At 42.2% G+C, this 19532-nt stretch carries 13 protein-coding genes; 12 read left to right on the forward strand and 1 reads right to left on the reverse strand.

The genetic code is table 11. The annotated features are described in order from the left end of the window. The first annotated feature begins 86 nt into the window (after nucleotides 1–86). From G7Y42_RS08630 to treC, 3 genes are all read left to right on the forward strand, one after another. Entirely contained in the window at nucleotides 87–788 is a 702-nt protein-coding gene (locus tag G7Y42_RS08630; protein ID WP_165037936.1) for an ABC transporter ATP-binding protein, read from the forward strand. Between the two features lie 10 nt (nucleotides 789–798). After that, nucleotides 799–3507 carry an FtsX-like permease family protein gene (locus G7Y42_RS08635; RefSeq protein ID WP_165037938.1) on the forward strand — a complete coding sequence of 903 codons (2709 nt, stop codon included), beginning with the start codon at nucleotides 799–801 and terminating at the stop codon, nucleotides 3505–3507. A 452-nt stretch (nucleotides 3508–3959) separates the two neighbouring features. Beyond that, entirely contained in the window at nucleotides 3960–5591 is a 1632-nt protein-coding gene (gene treC, locus G7Y42_RS08640; RefSeq protein ID WP_165037940.1) for an alpha,alpha-phosphotrehalase, read from the forward strand. A gap of 110 nt (nucleotides 5592–5701) precedes the next feature. Here treC and G7Y42_RS08645 read toward each other — a convergent pair whose 3' ends face one another. Next, nucleotides 5702–6886 (reverse strand): AI-2E family transporter, encoded by a 1185-nt coding sequence (locus tag G7Y42_RS08645; protein ID WP_165037942.1) that lies wholly within the window; start codon nucleotides 6884–6886, stop codon nucleotides 5702–5704. Between the two features lie 231 nt (nucleotides 6887–7117). Here G7Y42_RS08645 and G7Y42_RS08650 point away from each other — a divergent pair, with 231 nt between their 5' ends. The 9 genes from G7Y42_RS08650 to G7Y42_RS08690 all read left to right on the forward strand — a co-directional run bounded on the left by G7Y42_RS08650 (nucleotide 7118) and on the right by G7Y42_RS08690 (nucleotide 19510). After that, a complete protein-coding gene (locus tag G7Y42_RS08650) occupies nucleotides 7118–8635 on the forward strand; it encodes a zinc ABC transporter substrate-binding protein AdcA (protein WP_165037944.1) in 1518 nt (505 codons plus the stop codon). 352 nt (nucleotides 8636–8987) lie between these two features. Further along, nucleotides 8988–9281, forward strand: a complete 294-nt coding sequence (locus G7Y42_RS08655; protein WP_165037946.1) for a hypothetical protein — start codon at nucleotides 8988–8990, stop codon at nucleotides 9279–9281. Next, nucleotides 9278–10003 carry a WxL domain-containing protein gene (locus tag G7Y42_RS08660; protein ID WP_165037948.1) on the forward strand — a complete coding sequence of 242 codons (726 nt, stop codon included), beginning with the start codon at nucleotides 9278–9280 and terminating at the stop codon, nucleotides 10001–10003. Before G7Y42_RS08655 ends, G7Y42_RS08660 begins: the two co-directional genes overlap by 4 nt. Before the next feature lie 20 nt (nucleotides 10004–10023). Beyond that, nucleotides 10024–10806, forward strand: a complete 783-nt coding sequence (locus G7Y42_RS08665) for a WxL domain-containing protein (protein ID WP_165037951.1) — start codon at nucleotides 10024–10026, stop codon at nucleotides 10804–10806. Nucleotides 10807–10826: 20 nt separating this feature from the next. Next, nucleotides 10827–15605 (forward strand): hypothetical protein, encoded by a 4779-nt coding sequence (locus G7Y42_RS08670; RefSeq protein ID WP_165037953.1) that lies wholly within the window; start codon nucleotides 10827–10829, stop codon nucleotides 15603–15605. A 36-nt stretch (nucleotides 15606–15641) separates the two neighbouring features. After that, the gene (locus G7Y42_RS08675) at nucleotides 15642–16403 is read left to right on the forward strand and encodes a WxL domain-containing protein (RefSeq protein WP_165037955.1); all 762 of its coding nucleotides are present in this window, start codon (nucleotides 15642–15644) and stop codon (nucleotides 16401–16403) included. Between the two features lie 109 nt (nucleotides 16404–16512). After that, complete coding sequence (locus G7Y42_RS08680) at nucleotides 16513–17568, forward strand: DUF916 and DUF3324 domain-containing protein (protein WP_165037957.1); 1056 nt, start codon at nucleotides 16513–16515, stop codon at nucleotides 17566–17568. Continuing rightward, the gene (locus tag G7Y42_RS08685; protein ID WP_165037960.1) at nucleotides 17568–18029 is read left to right on the forward strand and encodes a hypothetical protein; all 462 of its coding nucleotides are present in this window, start codon (nucleotides 17568–17570) and stop codon (nucleotides 18027–18029) included. Before G7Y42_RS08680 ends, G7Y42_RS08685 begins: the two co-directional genes overlap by 1 nt. Continuing rightward, the gene (locus G7Y42_RS08690) at nucleotides 18026–19510 is read left to right on the forward strand and encodes a helix-turn-helix domain-containing protein (RefSeq protein ID WP_165037963.1); all 1485 of its coding nucleotides are present in this window, start codon (nucleotides 18026–18028) and stop codon (nucleotides 19508–19510) included. Before G7Y42_RS08685 ends, G7Y42_RS08690 begins: the two co-directional genes overlap by 4 nt. Nucleotides 19511–19532 lie beyond the last annotated feature (22 nt).

A 19532-nucleotide genomic window follows, 5' to 3' on the forward strand; every position in this document is an offset into this window, starting at 1 on the left:
AAATGCGTTCAATGGTAAAATATAAAAGAGCGAGAAACCGTATTCTAAAAAGCGGGCGAGCGATATCGTAAAACGGAGGAATAAGAGTGAACTACGTAGAAGTCAAACATGAATACAAGCGATACACCATGGGGGAAACCACCATTACAGCCAATGACGATATCTCCTTTTCGATTGAAAAAGGCGAGTTAGTGATCATTTTAGGTCCAAGTGGCGCAGGAAAATCAACAGTCCTCAATATATTAGGCGGCATGGATACGCCAGATGAAGGACAGATCATCATCGATGGAACAGACATCGCACAATTCTCAGATAAACAGCTGACAGCTTACCGGCGGACGGATGTCGGGTTCGTTTTTCAGTTTTATAATCTTGTACCGAATCTGACGGCTAAAGAGAATGTCGAGCTTGCGACCGAAGTTTCTCCAGATGCATTGGATCCTGTAGAAGTACTTACACAAGTAGGATTGGCTCACCGGCTGAATAATTTCCCTTCCCAATTGTCCGGCGGCGAGCAGCAGCGTGTCTCGATCGCACGAGCGCTTGCGAAGAATCCAAAGCTATTATTATGTGATGAACCAACTGGTGCCTTGGATTTTGAAACAGGAAAGCAAGTACTGAAGCTGCTGCAAAATGCCAGCAGAAAACACGGGAATACCGTACTTATCATCACGCATAATTCTGCCTTAGCACCGATTGCTGATCGTGTGATCCATATCAATGATGCCAAGGTCCGGACAGTTGAATTGAACGATCATCCTTCATCAATCGATGAGCTTGTGTGGTAAGGAGGACGTGATGAAGACAAAGACGTATCTCAAAGCAGGATTTAGAGAAATCCGGCAATCAAAAGGACGATTCATCGCGATCATCCTGATCGTTATGTTAGGCACCCTTTTGTATGTCGGAGTAAAAACAGCTGGACCTGTGATGCAAAAAACGATGGATCATTATGTCGATCGTCTGGAGTTATCTGACTTGCAGATCCTCTCGACAGGCGGACTGACAGAAGAAGATGTTGCTCAGTCTGAAAAAATACCTGATGCCAAGGTCGAAACAGGAAAGCAATTCTATTACGCCAACCCGAACAAGAATGAAGTCGTCCAAGTATTTTCATATAACAAAGCAGATAAACAGAACCAACTAGAAGTCGTGGAAGGAAAACTTCCTGAAAAAGAAGATCAACTCGTCTTAGATGAAAAGGCAAGAAACAAAGGCTATCGAATCGGGAGCAGCTATCAGATCGATTCTAGTGATCTGAAAGAAAAAGAGTATCGAATCGCGGGTTTTGTACGGTCGCCTTTATTCATCAACAACTTAGAGCGCGGCGCTGCCAACGTCGGCAATGGCCATGTCGATTACTTTGTGTATCTGCCTGAAACGAATTTCCAGACAGAACTGTACTCCGTCTTGTATCTTGATTTTTCTAACGTTGACGGGTTGAATACTTATAGCAAAGCTTATCAGGACAAGATGGAAAAAAATCAGGAAAATGCAGAAAAAATATTGAAAAACCGTCCGCAGCAGCGCTTGGATCAATTGAAACAATCAGCAGAAGAAGCGCTTGAACCTGCGAAACAGGAAATCGCAGCAGGAAAAGCCCAGCTAGCTAACGCCAGTGAACAACTAACGGCTGCAAAGGAACAGATCGCACAACAAGAAACAGCGATCCAACAGCTGCCAGAAGCACAAAGGGCAAACGCAGCAAGCCAGCTAGCGCAGCAAAAACAGCAATTGACAGATCAGGAAACTCAGCTGACTGAGAAAGAAAAGGAACTGAACAATGCCGAAAAAGAAGTGGCGGAAAATGAAGAAAAAGCACGAACGCTTTCAAAACCGTCCTATCTCTACAATCAGCGATCTGAAAATGTCGGATTCCAAGAATTCGGTGATTTAGCAGATCGAATCGCAGCAATTGCCAATGTCTTTCCCGTATTCTTTTTCTTTATTGCGGCACTGATCACTTTCACGACTATGACACGGATGGTCGAAGAAAATCGCCGAGAGATCGGTACGCTGAAAGCATTAGGATATACAAAATTGGAAATCGCTCGAAAGTATGCGATCTATGCCAGTCTTGCTTCGGGAATCGGGATCATCTTAGGAACGATTTTGGGCACGAATCTCCTGCCAAGGATCATCTTTGAATTGTCCAATGAACGTTATGACATCGGTAAAGCGATCATCTTTTATGACTGGCCGCCAATTATCCAAGCGGCCGCCGCATTTTTCATTGCCGCTTTTGGTGCAGCGATGCTTGTGCTATTCAAAGATTTGCGGGAACGTCCCGCCGCTTTGCTCCAGCCGAAAGCGCCGAAACCGGGCAAACGGATCATTTTGGAATATATCACGCCACTTTGGTCAAGACTCAGTTTCAATCAAAAAATCAGTTATCGGAACCTTTTCCGCTATAAATCAAGGATGTTCATGGCCATCATCGGCATTGCCGGCTGTGCGGGGCTGATGGTTGCAGGAGTCGGTTTGAAGGACTCGCTCAGTTCAGTTTCGTCCAAACAGTTCGGACCAATCGTTGATTATCAAGCCATTGTGACATTCAGCGCGGAAGAGTCCGGTAAAGAAAAAACAGCGTCAGTCTTGGAAAAAGAAGAGAAAGTAACAGACAAACTAGCAATCGATACACAACAGCTTGAGATCAGAAAAAAAGGGCATGCGAAACAAAGCCTGACAATGATCGTTCCAGAACAGACACAACGGCTGGCATCATTTGTTCATTTGAAAGATGAGAATGGTCAATCGGTTGCTCTTCCGGAAAAAGGGATCGCGATCACGCAAAAAACAGCGGAATTGTTCCATCTGGAAAAGGGCGAGACCATTTCGCTGTATGACGAAGATCAGAAGGAATGGAAAGGGGAGATCAGTGAGATCCTTGAAAATTATCTAGGGAACTTCGTCTATATGAGCCCTGCGTATTATCAGGAAATCGCTGATGAGGAAATGACGGATAATGCTTATCTAGTCCAGACAAAACCAATGACACGCACGCAAGAAGAATCGCTTTCAAAAGAGTTGCTTGCGTCAGGATCAGTGACCAATACTTCGTTTGTCTCCAAGCAAATCGAGACGCAGGAAGAATCGATGGCGAATTTAGACTCAGTCGTACTGATCTTTGTTGTGCTATCTGGTCTGCTGGCATTCATCGTTTTGTACAATCTGACGAACATCAATATTTCTGAACGTGTGCGCGAGCTTTCGACAATCAAAGTATTAGGCTTTTTTGATAATGAAGTGACGATGTATATCGTTCGCGAAAATATTATTTTTACGATTTTAGGGATCATTGGAGGATTTGGTGTAGGGTACGTACTGACTGATTTTATTTTGCAGCAGGCGTCAATGGAAAATGTGGTGTTTCCTCTGGTGATTACTTGGGGAGCCTATGTTCTTTCAGCAGGATTGACGATCTTGTTCACAGTCATCGTCATGATCGTTACGCATTTCAAACTGAAGCATATCCATATGATCGATGCATTGAAATCGAATGAGTAGAAGGTCAGCTGCTTGAACACCGTTTATCAAGAGGTTGTGAAAGCAGTGCTTTGACCTCAGTTATTAGAGAGAAAAAATGTAAAATAGCTACCCATATTTTTCATTTTTATGAGCTAATATTGAAGGTCAGCTGCTTGAACACCGTTTACTGAAATTGAATAATATTCTTACCCGGAGTTGTGACAAACAAATGTCGCGACTCCTTTTTTGGATAAACGGTGTTCCAGTTCCAGTTTCTCGACGATAAGCCAAATTGATGCAAAAATGAGGGAAGTCATTTTCACAAAAAGTTTCTTACTACTCAAAGCTGAATCGCAGTGTCACAGCCTTTTTATATTTACTAGATATTCTGCTCATTTTACAAACGCTTCCTTTTCAGTTATAATCATTGTTAATAACTTGTATATATAAGTTAAGAGTTCGACGAAAAAGCAAATTGGAGGCATAAATACATGTCATTTAAAGAAAAGGTCATTTATCAAATTTATCCGAAATCTTACCGTGACAGTAATGGCGATGGGATTGGCGATTTGAAAGGAATCAAAGAAAAACTCCCTTATCTGAATGAATTGGGGATTGACATGATATGGTTGAACCCGATCTATCCAAGTCCGCAAAAAGATAATGGCTATGATATCTCTGATTACACAGCCATCGATCCGATATTTGGAACAATGGAAGAATTTGAGGCGGTGATCGATGAAGCGAAACAGTACGGGATCGAGATTATGCTAGATATGGTGCTCAATCATGTCTCGATCGAACATGAGTGGTTCCAAAAAGCTTTGGCTGGTGACCCGTATTATCAGGATTTCTTCATTTTAAGAGATGAACCTACAGATTGGGTCTCGAAATTCGGCGGGAATGCTTGGGCACCATTCGGAGATACAGGCAAGTATTATTTGCATTTGTATGATCGAACCCAGGCTGATTTGAACTGGAGGAATGAAGCAGTTCAAGAAGAGCTGTTCAAAGTAGTCCGTTTCTGGATGGACAAAGGGGTCAAAGGATTTCGTTTTGATGTGATCAATGTGATCGGAAAAGACGAGGTGCTGAAAAACAATCCGTTTGATGACGGAAAACCTGAATATACCGATAGACCGATCACCCATACGTACTTGAATAAATTGAACCAGCAGACATTCGGAACCGACCCTGAAATCATCACTGTCGGTGAAATGAGTTCGACAACGATCGAAAATTGTATTTTGTATACCGAACCGAGTCGTAAAGAGCTGTCTATGGTATTCAATTTCCACCATCTGAAAGTCGATTATGAAAACGGCAATAAATGGACAACACCGCCTTTTGATTTTGCTGAATTGAAAAGCCTGTTCCATACATGGGGAGAAAAAATGAGTGCCGGTAATGGATGGAATGCTTTATTTTTGAATAACCATGATCAGCCTCGCGCGCTGAATCGATTCGTCAAGATCGAAAAGTATCGAAAGCAAGGAGCAGAGATGCTGGCAACGATGATCCATCTGAACCGCGGAACTCCTTATATTTATATGGGCGAAGAAATCGGGATGATCGACCCGGATTTTCCATCGATTTCTGATTACATCGATGTAGAAAGTCTGAATGCGTATAGTTTACTGATCGCTCAAGGATTCTCAGAAAAAGAAGCTTTCCGCCGTATCAAAGCTAAATCAAGAGATAATTCGCGTACCCCAATGCAGTGGACCAATCAGGAACAAGCTGGTTTTACTTCAGGAACGCCGTGGTTAGGGCTCGGAGCCAACCATGAAGAAATCAATGTAGCAAATGAAATAGCTTCCCCAACTTCTATTTTTGCTTATTATAAAAAACTGATCCAGTTGCGTAAAAGCTATCCGGTTATCGCTGAAGGCGACTACCAGGCTTATGAACCAGAGCATCCTAAAGTCTATGCTTATCTTCGAAGTCTAAAAGGACAGCAATTGCTTGTGCTGACTAACTTTTACGACACAGTGACCGAAATCGATATTCCAGAAGATTTCATCGAAGCAAAAATCCTGATCGACAATTATGAGGAAACGAAGCTGCAGACGACCTTGCAACTCCAGCCGTATCAGGCAATCGGGTTATGGAAGAGGTTGTAATAGCTATGTTCAGTTTTTCGTGGTAAGCAAATTCGAACGAAATAAAATGACAATAGAGGCGAGAACATATGGTTGTTCTAGCCTCTATTGTCATTTTTCAAGATTCAGTTTTACTGATCAAAGTAGTCTTTTTCCGAAAAATCTGCTTGTTGATAAACACCTGAATCTCCATAATATTTGTTATAGCGCTGCTTGAATTTCCGAAAAATAAACACAATAAACAACTTGATCAAGGTATAGATCGGAATCCCGAAAATAACACCCATGAGCCCCATCAAATCGCCCATCACTAAAAGAACGATCAGAATCGTAATAGGGTGGATCTGCAATCGGTCCCCCATGACACGCGGAACCACGAGATCCCCGTGTAGCAGCTGGACAATAAACCAGACTAGAACGAATTTGACTGCCATAAAAGGCGAGTCTTGAAAAGCAATAAACAGCCCTGGGAAAAAAGCAATAAAAGGACCAATATATGGAATAATACATAACAACCCAGCCGCAATCGCCAAAATACTTGCAAACTCCAATCCGATCAGTAAAAAAGTCACCCAATACACAGCACCTAAGATGAACGAAGCAATGATCTGTCCTTTCAGAAATGCTCCTAATTGCTGATTGGCAATCTTCGTCAAGCTTTTAAAATCTGTCCGAAAAGCTGGCGGAATGATCCTTAACACCGATTGATAAAATGCTTGCGGATTTTTCAATAAAAAGAAGGCGATGATCGGTCCTGTGAATAAAGTGATAAACGTAGTTGTGACGGCAGAAAAAATCGTTCCGATACTTTGTACGCCGCTTTTCCAATAATCGCCAACAAATGAAGTAACATGTGAGGTCAGATCATCGATCGACAGGAAAAACTGATCGAATGTGCTGGCAAATGGTGTCTGATCCAGAAATTGTCTAATCGTTTGCTGGAAATCATGAAATAGATCAGGCAGACTTTCAATCAGTGATTTTGCCTGCTGTTCAAGAAATGGGATAAGCCACACACTGCCTAAGCCGACGAAAAGCAAAATAAACACATAAACAACGATCACCGATAAATTTCGGGAAATCTTGCGACTCAGCCGCCGGATCAGCGGGTCCAGCAAGTAATATAGAATCAGTGCAAAGAGCACAGGTGGGAGTGTAGTCACAAAGATAACGACAAACGGTTTGAAAATAAATGCGATTTGCTGATAAAAATAAATAACTAACGCAATCAAAATAAGTAGACCTAAGACATAATAAGAAGTTTTTCCTCCCAAAAAATGAATCAGGCGAGAATCTTCCTTGTTGTTTTTTTCCACTTGATCTTTCTCCTTTCTTACTCCTTACAATCATTATAGCCAGAACGGCTCAAAAAAAGAAAACAATACAGATCATCCGTCACGATCCCAATAAATCATAAAATAAAGAAAACGCTTGACCAGTTTATCTTGACCATGGTAAATTTATTTATAGCGTTAAAACGTAATTATTACGATTTGCAAATGCAAATCGTAAACATAACAGAAAGAAGATGAGAAGGAGTGTAACAAATGAAGCGTTTATTAGGTGTATTAGGTGGTCTATTTCTTGCAGGTCTATTGACAGGCTGCGGGAATCATCAGAAATCAGCTGATCAGGAAGAACAATTATCCGTGATCGCGACTTTTTACCCCATGTATGATTTTACAAAAGAAATAGTAGGAAAAGAAGGAACAGTCGAATTACTGATTCCAGCAGGGACAGACTCCCATGATTATGAGCCGTCAGCAAAGGAAATGGCTAAGATCCAAGAGGCAGATGTTTTTGTGTACAATGACGAAAACATGGAAACATGGGTACCTGCTATTGAGCAGACATTAAAAGAAGGCAACGTACAGACGATCAAGGCAACAAAAGGCATGCTCCTGCTTCCAGGAAGCGAAGACGGACATGACCACGATCACGAAGAAGAGGGACATTCTCATGAATTGGACCCCCATGTCTGGCTAGCGCCAAATTTAGCGATGAAACAAGTGGAAAATATCCGTGACCAGCTGATCGCTGCCTACCCGCAGAAGAAAGAAGCATGGACCAAAAATGCGTCAGCCTATCTGGAAAAGCTTCAAGGACTCCATCAGAAATACCAAGATACATTCAGTAAAGCAAAACAGACTTCATTTGTCACACAGCATGCAGCCTTCAATTATTTAGCGCTGGAATATGGCTTGAACCAAGTCTCGATTGCAGGTCTTTCCTCCAGTGAAGAACCATCAGCAGCTAGAATCGCCGAGCTCAAAACATTCGTGAGAGAACATGGGATTCAATACATCTATTTTGAAGAAAATGCGAAAGACAGTATCGCCAAAACCCTAGCTGATGAAGCCAACGTTTCTATGGCAGTCCTGAACCCGTTAGAAGGACTTACTAAAGAACAGATGGCAAATGGAGAAAACTATCTTTCGATCATGGAAGCCAATCTGGAATCGCTGAAAAAAACAACAGAAATCGAGAATCCGCTAGAAGATACTTTGACACCGGAAAAAGAAAAAAATGTGTATAATGGCTATTTTGAAGACGAAGATATCCATGATCGTCCGCTTTCTGACTGGAAAGGCAGCTGGCAGTCTGTCGATCCTTATTTAGAAGACGGTACGCTTGACCCAGTCTTTGAATACAAAGCAAAAGCAAATCGCGACAAAACAGCAGCAGAGTATAAAAAATACTATGAGACCGGTTATCGAACCGATGTAGCTCACATTGAGATCACCGATAACTCTATGAGATTTATCTATAAAGACGGAACAGAAAAAGAATCAGCATACCGTTACGCAGGAAGACAAACTTTGACGTATGCAGCCGGTAATCGCGGCGTCCGTTACTTGTTCGAAGCAGAAGATGCAAATAACGGTGCATTCAAATATGTACAATTCAGCGATCATTCCATCGCTCCGACAAAATCAGATCACTTTCATATCTATTTAGGCAATGAAAGCCAAGAAGCTTTATTGAAAGAAGTGGAAAACTGGCCGACTTTTTATCCTGAAACAATGACCGGCGAAGAAATCGCTCAAGAAATGCTTTTGCATTGAGCAAAAATAACTAAGACAAAGAGGTTGTGACAGAAGTGGGCAGCTTCAAGAAATAAGAAGGAATTTACGAAAATTGCTTCTCAAATTTTTGTGAAATTTCGGCTTATTTTCGAAGAAGCTACTTCTGGAACACCGTTTATTCGGAAAGAGGAGCTGTGACAAGACTTTTGTCACAGCTTCTTTTGTTTGAAGAATCCCGTGGAAGATTGCGAGTTTTCGCGTTGTGTTCAAATAGCTATCTTTTTTTTTGGAAAAATCAAAAAAAAGATAACAACTTTCCCAGTGGAATTGTGGCTATAATACAAATTACTAGTAGTATTTAATTATTTTGTGGTTTGAAGGAGGATAGTTTATGAAAAAGGTGATGATAGCGCTACTGTTTGTTGCATTATTTACTTGGACGGATCAGTCGTTCGCTGAGGAAAACAAGTATGTGTCAAATGGGGAAACTGCATTTTTCGGCAAGTATGAGTATCCGGATGACACTTCAGAAAATACTATTAGTGAAAAAAACAACACAACCATCAAACAGTATCCGAAAACGGCAGAAAGAGAATCAAAAAGTAGTCTGTTTCTTGGAGCTACACTTCTCCTGATCGTTTATTACGGATACACCAGTAAAAACAGAAAGAAGGAATTCAAATGAAGAAAAATCAGTTATTGTTCACTACATTGCTTTTAAGTAGCCTAGTGACAGGCGGTTCAGTTGCCTATGCCGCTGACAGTACTTATACCACAAATGGCCATGTCGCCTTTGAAGCAGATAATTCACCTACACCTCCTGTTGATCCAACTGATCCAACCACGCCAGTTGATCCGGACCCTACACCAAATCCAGGAACTTCTGGCCCATTATCTCTAGACTTTGCTTCCAGTTTTGATTTTGGTACGCAAAAAATCACGACGACAGACAAAACGTATTATGCAAAGTTGCAGTCCTTCACCAATTCAGATGATGATGTCAATTATGTACAGGTAACAGACAAAAGAGGAACGATGCAAGGCTGGAAATTAAGTGTGATGCAAGATGACAGTTTCAAAACAGCAGAAGATGAAGTTTTAGAAGGCGCTCAAATCACATTGACCAAAGGGGAAGTCGCTTCGGAAACAGATGCAGCTTATGCACCAACAGCAAAAGCTAATGTCACACTTATTCCTGGTCAGGATTCTGGAACAGTTGTCAATGCAGAAGCAGGAAAAGGGATGGGAACATGGATCTATCGCTTTGGGAACGATGCTGCGTCTGGGGCAGATGCAGTCAAGCTTGTCGTACCAGGAAAAACAGTTAAATTAGCAAAAGCGTATACAACTACCATCACATGGACACTCTCAGATACTCCTGATAACACAACTCCTCCAAATCCATAAAGGGAACAAGGGGCGATCTTATGAAAAAAAGTTTCAGCTTTTTCAGTACGGCATCTCTTTTCTTTTTGTTCATATTACCGGCAAATGTAACTGCTGCTGTCCAAAACTATGATAGCCATGCGTCTATTGAATTCAGGTCGGGGAGTGAGTTTCCCGGAATTGTTGATCCGGAAAAACCAGACCCGAACCATCCTGTTTATCCAGAAGATCCAACCAATCCCAACGGACCGGAACAGGGGACAAAGGGGCCGCTGTCCATTGATTTTGCTTCCAGTTTTGATTTTGGGAACCACGAGATATCAAACAAGGATCAGTCTTATTTTGCTCGACCTCAGACATATAAAGGCAAAGATGGAAACGTTACACCTAACTATGTCCAAATAACGGATGACCGAGGGACTGGTGGTGGCTGGGTGCTGAAAATAAAGCAAAAAGGTCAGTTCACAGCTACTGAAAAGGTAGAATACGAAACGCTCGATGGTGCGGAAATCCTACTGACCCATCCAAAATTAGAAAGTAATTCGATAGAACAAAGAAAACCAGTACCAGTAGATAACATCAGACTAGACCCGAATGGCGCAGAATCGATCATTGTTGCGGCACAAAACGGGACAGGGATGGGCACATGGGCCGATCATTGGGGAGAAATACGCGAGACAACGGAAACAGACAGCCATCGGAGAACCCAGGTGGTAAGCATAAATGATGGCGTTATCTTGGAGATACCTGGAACAACGCCGAAATCAGCTGTCACGTACCGGACCGAGCTTGTTTGGACAATCGCTGACATTCCAGAAACTTAAAGGGGGGAACCAATTATAAGATGAAAAAAATAATTTCTTTATCCATCATGGTCACGCTGTTGATGAATACGATCTTATGTACTTCACCCGTTTTTGCAGTAGAAGCGCCAAGTCCTGATACCAAGACGGAATCCTCTGTCGAAACACAGCAGTCAGCTAGCAGTCAGTCAGAAGTACGGTCAAAGGATACAGTGAACAAGGAAACAGCAGAATCAGCTTCAGTCGATAGGCAGACGGGCACAAGCGATGAAACCATTGCAGAAACAAAGCCATCTGAAAAAAACATGATCGATCTGATTTTCACAGTATCAGGCAGTCACTTTGAAAATGGTGAGGATAGACAGACAATACAGCTAACAGCTGGAGCCAGTCTTTCAGAATCCCAGCTTCCTGAAGTCGACTTAGGTGAAACAGAACGCTTTGAAGGCTGGCTGATTGACGGAAAGCTTTATACAGAAAAAGAATTGCGCACAATTTTGTTTACACAAACGACAGAAATAAAAGCGCAGCTTTCTGAAAAGAAGGACCAGAATCGACTATCTGCTCCTGTGACTCATTCGATTTCCGGTCTGCTTCAAGCAGGAGATGAAAAAAAGCTAGCTCTTTTTCCAGCTCCTGATGGGGGAACGGAATATAAAACATATGATCCGAATGAAGCGGGGATGAAAAATGCTTTATTTGATATCTATCAGAACAAGCAGGATTATACCATTTATATCGGCGGAGATTTTAGTCTAGGAACCTCAGTGACAGACAATACAGTGATTCCTGCACCATCTGCCAGTTCCATGAATTTCGCGACACTGAATGATCCAAACATCACTTTGACTATGGTAAGCAGTGTCTCTGATCCGGCTGACACAACAACTGCTTCTCCAGCAGATGCAAGAAATCTGAATTTCGGCAGTGACGTGTTTTTCGGAACGAATACAGTATTTCGAAATATCAGCTATGATGCTGCCTCGATTTATGCAAATGGGTATGATCTCACACTTGATCACGGTTCTTATGGCGGTAGCGGGATCAATTTGTTTATGGGGACAAAAAACGCTGACTTGAACGCATCACCTAGTTTAACAGTCAACTCAACAGGTAATGGCACATGGAATATTTATGGCGGAAACAATGAAGGCGGGACATTGAATGGTGACATAACGCTCATGATCAATGATGCCAGCGGAACAGTAACGAATCTCTATGGTGGCGGAATCGATGGAAATGTCAATGGGAATATCCAAACGACCGTTGATGTCCAGAATCCTGCTACGCAATTGAAACTGAATAACTACTATGGAGGCAGTTTCTCTGGGAATGTATCAGGGACCATTACGAATAACATCAAAGGGAATGGGAGCTGGACTTCAAATGCTGATTTATTCGTCGGTGGCAGTGAAACTGGAAACGTAGGGACAAGCCGAGACCAGACGGCGATCACAACGGACATAGATACAAGTTCATTCAGCGGAGGAAGTGCTGATTTTGTCGGTGCAAACCGCTTGAGAGGAACGATCACAGGATCTATCCACAATACGATAAAAGCCGGCACCAACAACAAAGGTTCATTTGAGTCGGTTTCTGGCGGTACGGGTACGAATGGCGATCGCTTGAGCCAAAGTAAGCTTGGTGCTTCTGATAAAACAGCTTATGACCAAATGACACCCGATCAAAGAGCGAGTCTCGCAGAGCAGAATGCGACATTCAAAGTCTATGGCGATATAACGACAAATCTGCTAGGTGGTATGATGAGCGGTGGTGTCGGAGAGGATGATTATACGCGAGGAGCCGGATTCAGTGGTTACATCGATGGAAATACGACGATTACGGTAGGAACTGAGAATCCAAATGGCGGCGCTGGAGGGGAAGGACTTGTTTATTCTCGGACAGCTGTCAACCGCCATATCTGGGATGGTGACTTGAGCTACATTTCTTCGACAAACACAGGCGCATCTTCTACTTTACGTACGTACCTAGACAGTTATGATATTGTCGGTGGCGGGGGAGACCCAGGCGAGCCTTGGAGTATTTATATCAAAGGCAAGACAAAAAATATCGAAAATAATGTTTTGGCGCGATGGACTTATGGGGGCGGTTTTTCTGGTGTCATCGAAGGCGGTTCATCCATCGAATTGAATGACGGATTAGTGGATACCTTAGAAGGCGGCGGCTATAACGGACAGCGCATTTATGGAGATACAAGTGCAGCCATGAAAAACGGCGAAGTAGATTTCTTCTTTTCCGGTGGGGGATGGAATGATGAAAAAATCGTCGGTAATGCTTCTGCACAAGTCACTGGAGGAGTCATCAATTGTCCTATTGGCGGTTCATATGGCGCTTCTTCCGCTCATACAGTGGAAGGAAATGCAGCTGTATTAGTCAAAGGCGGGGATTTTTCAGGATTTCCTAGCCATGCAGGAGGTATCCGAGGCTTTTCAGCAGGAATCACCAATTTAGGAACATTGACTGGCGATGCAGAATTGACGATCGACTTGAGGGAAGGAAATCCGTTCAAACTGCCAAAAGGAATCTCGATCACAGGCGGAAGACCAGATGGAAGAAATACTTCTCTGGGATCAAATGAAGACAACAAGATCACGTTGAATATCTATACTGGTTCCGGTGCGGATGTTTTGAATGGTGCAACGATTTACGGCGACGGGGGAACTTTGCAGGATAAAACGAAGTCCGGCAGTATCGTCATGAATATCGACGCACCAGATTCTTCTATCGGGTCATTAGCAGCGACACAATACTCGAATATCTCCAGCGGGCATATTCTACGGAATGTCACTACGAACATTCAGCGTGTGAAAAGCTTGAACATGATCTCTGGCGGAAAAAAAGAAGATACATTCACAGATAACATCGTCAATGCAAGCACGAACGGATCGATCATCAATATTGGGACAAAAGTCACCAGCGATGAATATGAAACAGAACAGCCCATTGAGATTCTAGAAGACGGGATCAGGAATTTTACGAAACTAAACATCGATCATCAAACCAGACTGCTGGCTGCAGGAGGCTCTATTGTAAATGGAAATGGCGCTACAGCCGCAAATCACGGTACTACCTACAGTACATTTGGCGACGTGACGATCACAGACGGTGCAGAGCTTGGGGTCACGTCAGAAAACAGTATTCTTTCATTAGGGAAACTTTCCTTATCAGGAGAAGCTTATCTTACATCGATCCCGGGAAAAGGAATGGTCAATGTCTCAGATGTGGTTATGGCAGATGACGATACCCGGCTGAACTGGAAAAAACCGACAACCAGTGACGAAACAAAAATGGTCGACAGCAACGGTACTTGGTTCGGCAGCAATAAAGCGTTCCAAGTCTTGACCATTGATCCGGACGGAAAAAATGCCGTAAATCTGACACCTATGAATTTCAAAGGCGAAGAGACTGCTACTGGAAAAACGTACATCGGAGATAACGAACAAAGCACCTCTTCTTCTGGTTACGGCATCATGCTTGAAGGATCGGTCATTGATTATCAAGTCATAGGAACTGGATTGGCAGAGGACACAGGGACGGGCTATATCTCGCATCATGTGTCGGAAGTCATCAATGGCAACACACCATTACCTGTAAAAGTATGGGGGACAGAGATCGCAGGTACGAAAGTCTCTAAAGGACGATTAGTCATTCCAAAAGGTGCTGCAGTTTCACCTCAGCTTGATTTTGCACCCGATCAGCCAAGTGCTTCTTGGTTTTATCAAGGGACGATCCATTCAAGCGAGAGAAATAGTCAGGACACGACTCTTTCAGAACAAAAGGATGGGAAGATTGTCACATGGAAAGTACCGGATCTAACTTACAGCTATCAAGTGAAGGTGAATTTCACCAATGTGGTCAAATGGGAGGTCCATGATGCGATCATCACAGAATCTGAAGCAAAAGGTTTGATGGATAAAGAAGATGTTTCTGCTTATAATGGTTTGACCGGTGTCCCTTCTGTCACAAATGATGCAGATTTGACCGCCATCAAGGAGCCGATTCGCGCGCCAGGATATAAAGTACATCAGATTTCTTATCAAGCAGGGACCAGTCAGCAATCAAAGAAAACTGTTCATCTGATCGTTGTTGCTGATTCATCTGTATTTCCTTCAAAAGATAGGCCGTTCGCTTTACTCGCATCGGATGCTACGCTCACACTTACAGAAGCAAATCAGTTACTCAACGAAGAAGAGCTGGACAACAACTATACACAAGCAGTGGTGATTCAGGCAGATGGGACGGCAAAACTGCCGTTAATGGAACCAGCTGTATTTTCAGAAATCAAAAATGTCACAGCAGATCAGCTGCCTAAACAGTTTCCTGTGGTTTACAGCTTTGCCGATACAACTGGGAATGCTGCGAAGACAGTCGTTGTCCAAGTAGCTAACGGCACATTGACTTTGAAAGAAGTACCAGACGATATCGATTTTGGAAAACAGAAAATAGCAGCAAAGACCCAAACGATCTGGGGAAAACCTACAGGGAATTTAATAGTGAATGACTCCCGGGGTGCTGCTAAAACAGAGTGGCATTTAGCGGTAAAACAAGTCGCACCATTAACGAACCACGCGATTTCCCTTGCGGACGATTTGTATTATACAGATCATCAACAGTCCATCCAGATCGGCACAAATTTTGTCAAAGTCTTGGATCATACTAATGTGCAAGATGGAGATTATAGTGTTTCGGATAATTGGAATGACTCAAGTGATGGAATAAAACTGCAAGTGCCGGTAGAAAAACAAGCAGCAGGAGAATTCAATGGGACGATCGAATGGCAGCTGCAAAATACCCCTTAAGAGAAAAAGAGTCTATTTTTATGTATGGAGGAAACAATGAAAAAAATACAATTATTATTTTGTTCAGCAATGTTAACAGGAGGCTTCTTCTTTTCAGTAGCCGCTTACGCCGCAGATGGCGGCAACTATGTATCTAACGGGCAGGTTGAATTTGAGACATCCGACGATCCGACAGACCCAGTAGATCCTGAAAACCCTGGAGAACCAGTAGAGCCAATCGATCCGACAGATCCGAATGGGCCGAATCCCGGAACACAAGGTCCCTTGTCCATCGATTTTGCTTCCAGTTTAGATTTTGGCAAACAAATGATCACCTCGAAGGATCAGATTTACAATGTCGCTCCACAAAAATATCTAAAGCAGATCTCTGTCGATCAAAATGGCGACCCAGTATATGATACGACACCTGCTGAAGGTCCTAATTATGTTCAAATAACCGATAATCGTGGACTTGAAACCGGCTGGACGCTGCAATTGACACAAACTGCTCAGTTCAAAAATGGAACCAGCGAATTAACTGGTGCACAGATTCATTTAAAAGCAGGACAAATTGTTACAAATGCCCAATCACCCGCGCCTGCTTCAAGCACAGAAACCGATTTAGTACCGGGGACCGCATCTGTCATCATGTCAGCCAAACAAGGAGAAGGGGCAGGTACGTATTTAAATACCTGGGGACAAACAAAAGCAGATGCACCAGAAAGCATTCAGTTGTCAGTACCTGGCTCCACCACGAAATATAAAGGGATGTATACGACACATTTAAGCTGGATTTTATCGGATGTTCCGGGAAATTGATCCATCTCGTACAGAGCATGAATGCTACACCATTTATTCGAAAAAAATGAGCTGCGACAAGACGTTTGTCACAGCTCCTCTTTTCTGATTTATAAAGGAGACAAAAAGAATGAAGAAACAAAAAAAATATCTCTTGATTGCTGGCTTGATAGGCATGCTCTTCTTTTGTCAACAAACAGTGGATGCCAATGAATTCAATTTTGCGGTAACACCTGTCATACCAGAAAACCAGATCGATAAGACGAAAACTTATTTCGATTTGCTACTCGCTAGAAATGCTTCGCAAGAATTAACGATCGATTTGACAAATGATACGAATGAGAACGTGACGATAGAAATAGGGTTGAATAATGCGACCACGAATTTGAACGGGGTAGTTGAATATGGTCCCAATGAGATCACGCCTGATAAAAGCTTGAAATATAAACTGAACGACATAGTGGAGGTCCCGGAGGAAGTCACGCTTGACCCGCATTCTTCTCAAGCAGTCAACATAAAAGTCCATATGCCGAATGACGCATTCGACGGGCTGATCGCAGGCGGATTGACGTTCAAAGAAAAGAAAGAAGAAAAGATGGATGAAAAATCCGATGGCTTGGCAATTACGAATGAATACTCTTATGTCATTGCATTACTGTTGAGGGAAAATCAAACGGCGGTCGCACCAAAACTGAATTTATTAGCAGTCAAGGCAGATCAGGTCAATGCACGAAACGTCATTTCCGCGAAAATCCAGAACAGTGAAGCTACCTACATCAATCAAGTCGCTGTAGACGGAACGATCACAAAAAAAGGCAGTACGGATTCCCTCTATTCCATAAGTAAAGACGAAATGCAGATCGCTCCGAATACCCATTTTGACTTCCCAGTTCATTTGAACGGGAAAAAGCTGCAAGCTGGCACCTATCATATCAAATTAGATGTATACGGGAATCGAGCGGATGACGGGACATATACACGAAAGAAAGAGACATATACCAATCATTGGCTACTGGAAAAAGATTTCACGATCAGCGGAGAAACAGCAAGCAGACTGAATCAAAAAGATGTGACCATAAAACCAGATCACTCATGGCTGTACATGCTGCTCCTTCTCTTAATCCTTTTGATTCTATTCTTGATCCTCTTCTTGATTTTGAAGAAAAAGCGTAGGGAAGATGAATGATGCGAAAACGAAATTTTATTCTTTACAGCTCCTTGTTTTTTTCTTTGTCTTTTGGCGGGATCACTGTCCAGGCAGTGAAAATTTATGATCCTGAAGATCCGACCGTTATCGTGAAGCCACTTGAACCGGAGCACGAGGCATCTGAAAATGAACCGGCTGTTACTACAACAACAACGGATACAGAAACGAAGACAAAGAGAACTGAGTCAAAGGAAACAGAAGCAAAAAACAACAAAAAGCTGTCTGCCACAAAAGAAACTGATCGAAGACATAAAAAAATTTATCTGGATAATCATCTCTTTACAGACACCAGCGATATTTATCTGAATGAGCCAGCACAACCATTAGGCTCTGGAGGTGATCACTCTACTTGCCATACTTCCACTGGTCAAACCGCTTATTTGCTGACCGGCAGTTTACTTTTTGGTGAAGTACCTGAAGAGAAGGCAGTGATGACATGAATGTGATAAATTTATTGGAAAAAGAAGATCGGAGGAAAATCGATTTATTTTGTTATCTCGAAAATTCTCCGATGCTGGCAGAATCTAAATTAACGTTGATGAAAGAACTTGGTTTTTCTGAGTTTGTGCTGGAAAAAGTGATTCAAGGTTTGATCGATGATATCGAAAAGCAGCAGTTAGCTGATTTTTTCAAGATCGAAATCGAAGAACACCAAATCTTTTTGAGAGAATACGGAGGGGCGACTTCCGATATTCTGATCAAGAACTTATTGAGAGAATCGCTCTCGGTGAAAATCATCTTGCTGCTGTTCAAGCAGGAATTCAAATCGATCAATCGGTTTGCAAAAGATCATTTTTCCAGCTATACAGCAATCTATAAAAAAATGAAAACGATTGAGACATTTTTGATCCATTATGGTGTCCGGATCGGTAAGAAATATCAATTGATCGGAGATGAGAAGACGATCCGCTTGTTTTTCACAGAATTCTATAAAGAAATATTTGAGACAGATTTCTCAGATCTGTATTCAGAAGATCTTCTTCGAAAAAATCAGTTGTACATTGAAAAAATCGTAAATAGCAAAATAAGGATGACGAAACACCAAGAGTATCTCCTGCTGCATTATATGTGCGTCGCCGTACTGAGAGGATTGCAATGCGGAGTCGATTATTCAAAATTAGATACACACTACAGAAAATATTTTCTGGACATCATCGAAGAGTCTTCTCCTGAGTTGTGCAGTTTGATCCAGTCATGGACAGAAACTCATTTCGATAAGCAAGCAGAGGGACATTTGTTAGCTGAATTCATGCTAGTAGAAGAGATCATTCCTGATTCAAAGCAGCTTTTGAGTAAGATATTTGCGGCAAGCCAAGAAGTAGAGGAATTAACACGTATATTCCTGGATTATTTCAGAACAGAATTTCAAATGTCTGTAAAAAAGAAAGAAGAGCTGATCCAATCGATCAAACCAAGTATCGATTTACTTCATTTTAAGATTAATTATTTTTTTCTCGAGCAAATGCAATTATCGAAAAAAATGGATGTAAGCTACTTTTTTGAAGCAAATTACGAAATATTTGAATTTTGCCGTACTTTTTTGATAGACGCAGAGAAACGAGGACTGTCTATACTCGTAGAAAATCGGGAATTCCTCTTCAAAGAATATTTGTTCATCCTGACCTTATCGATACCGACCTCGATGCTGAATGAAGAAATAACTGTGTGTATTGATTTTTCTTTTGGGGAGTACTACAACCGGATCATTGAAAGAGATCTGCACTTTTTTTCGAATTTCAACATCCAAGTGGTGAATACAGTCTCCAGTCAGACTGATTTGATTTTAAGTGATTCGACGAAATTATATGAATCATCGAATATCAAACAAATCGTTTGGTTAGCGCCGCCTAGACCAGTCGATTGGTCGAATTTAGGAGATGCGTTAGTAGCGATCAGAAGAAGGAAAAATCAGGAAAGATAACTGATGTTTTTGAGGGATGGAT

Source organism: Enterococcus sp. ZJ1622 (assembly GCF_011038845.1).
Classification (GTDB): Bacteria; Bacillota; Bacilli; order Lactobacillales; family Enterococcaceae; genus Enterococcus_B.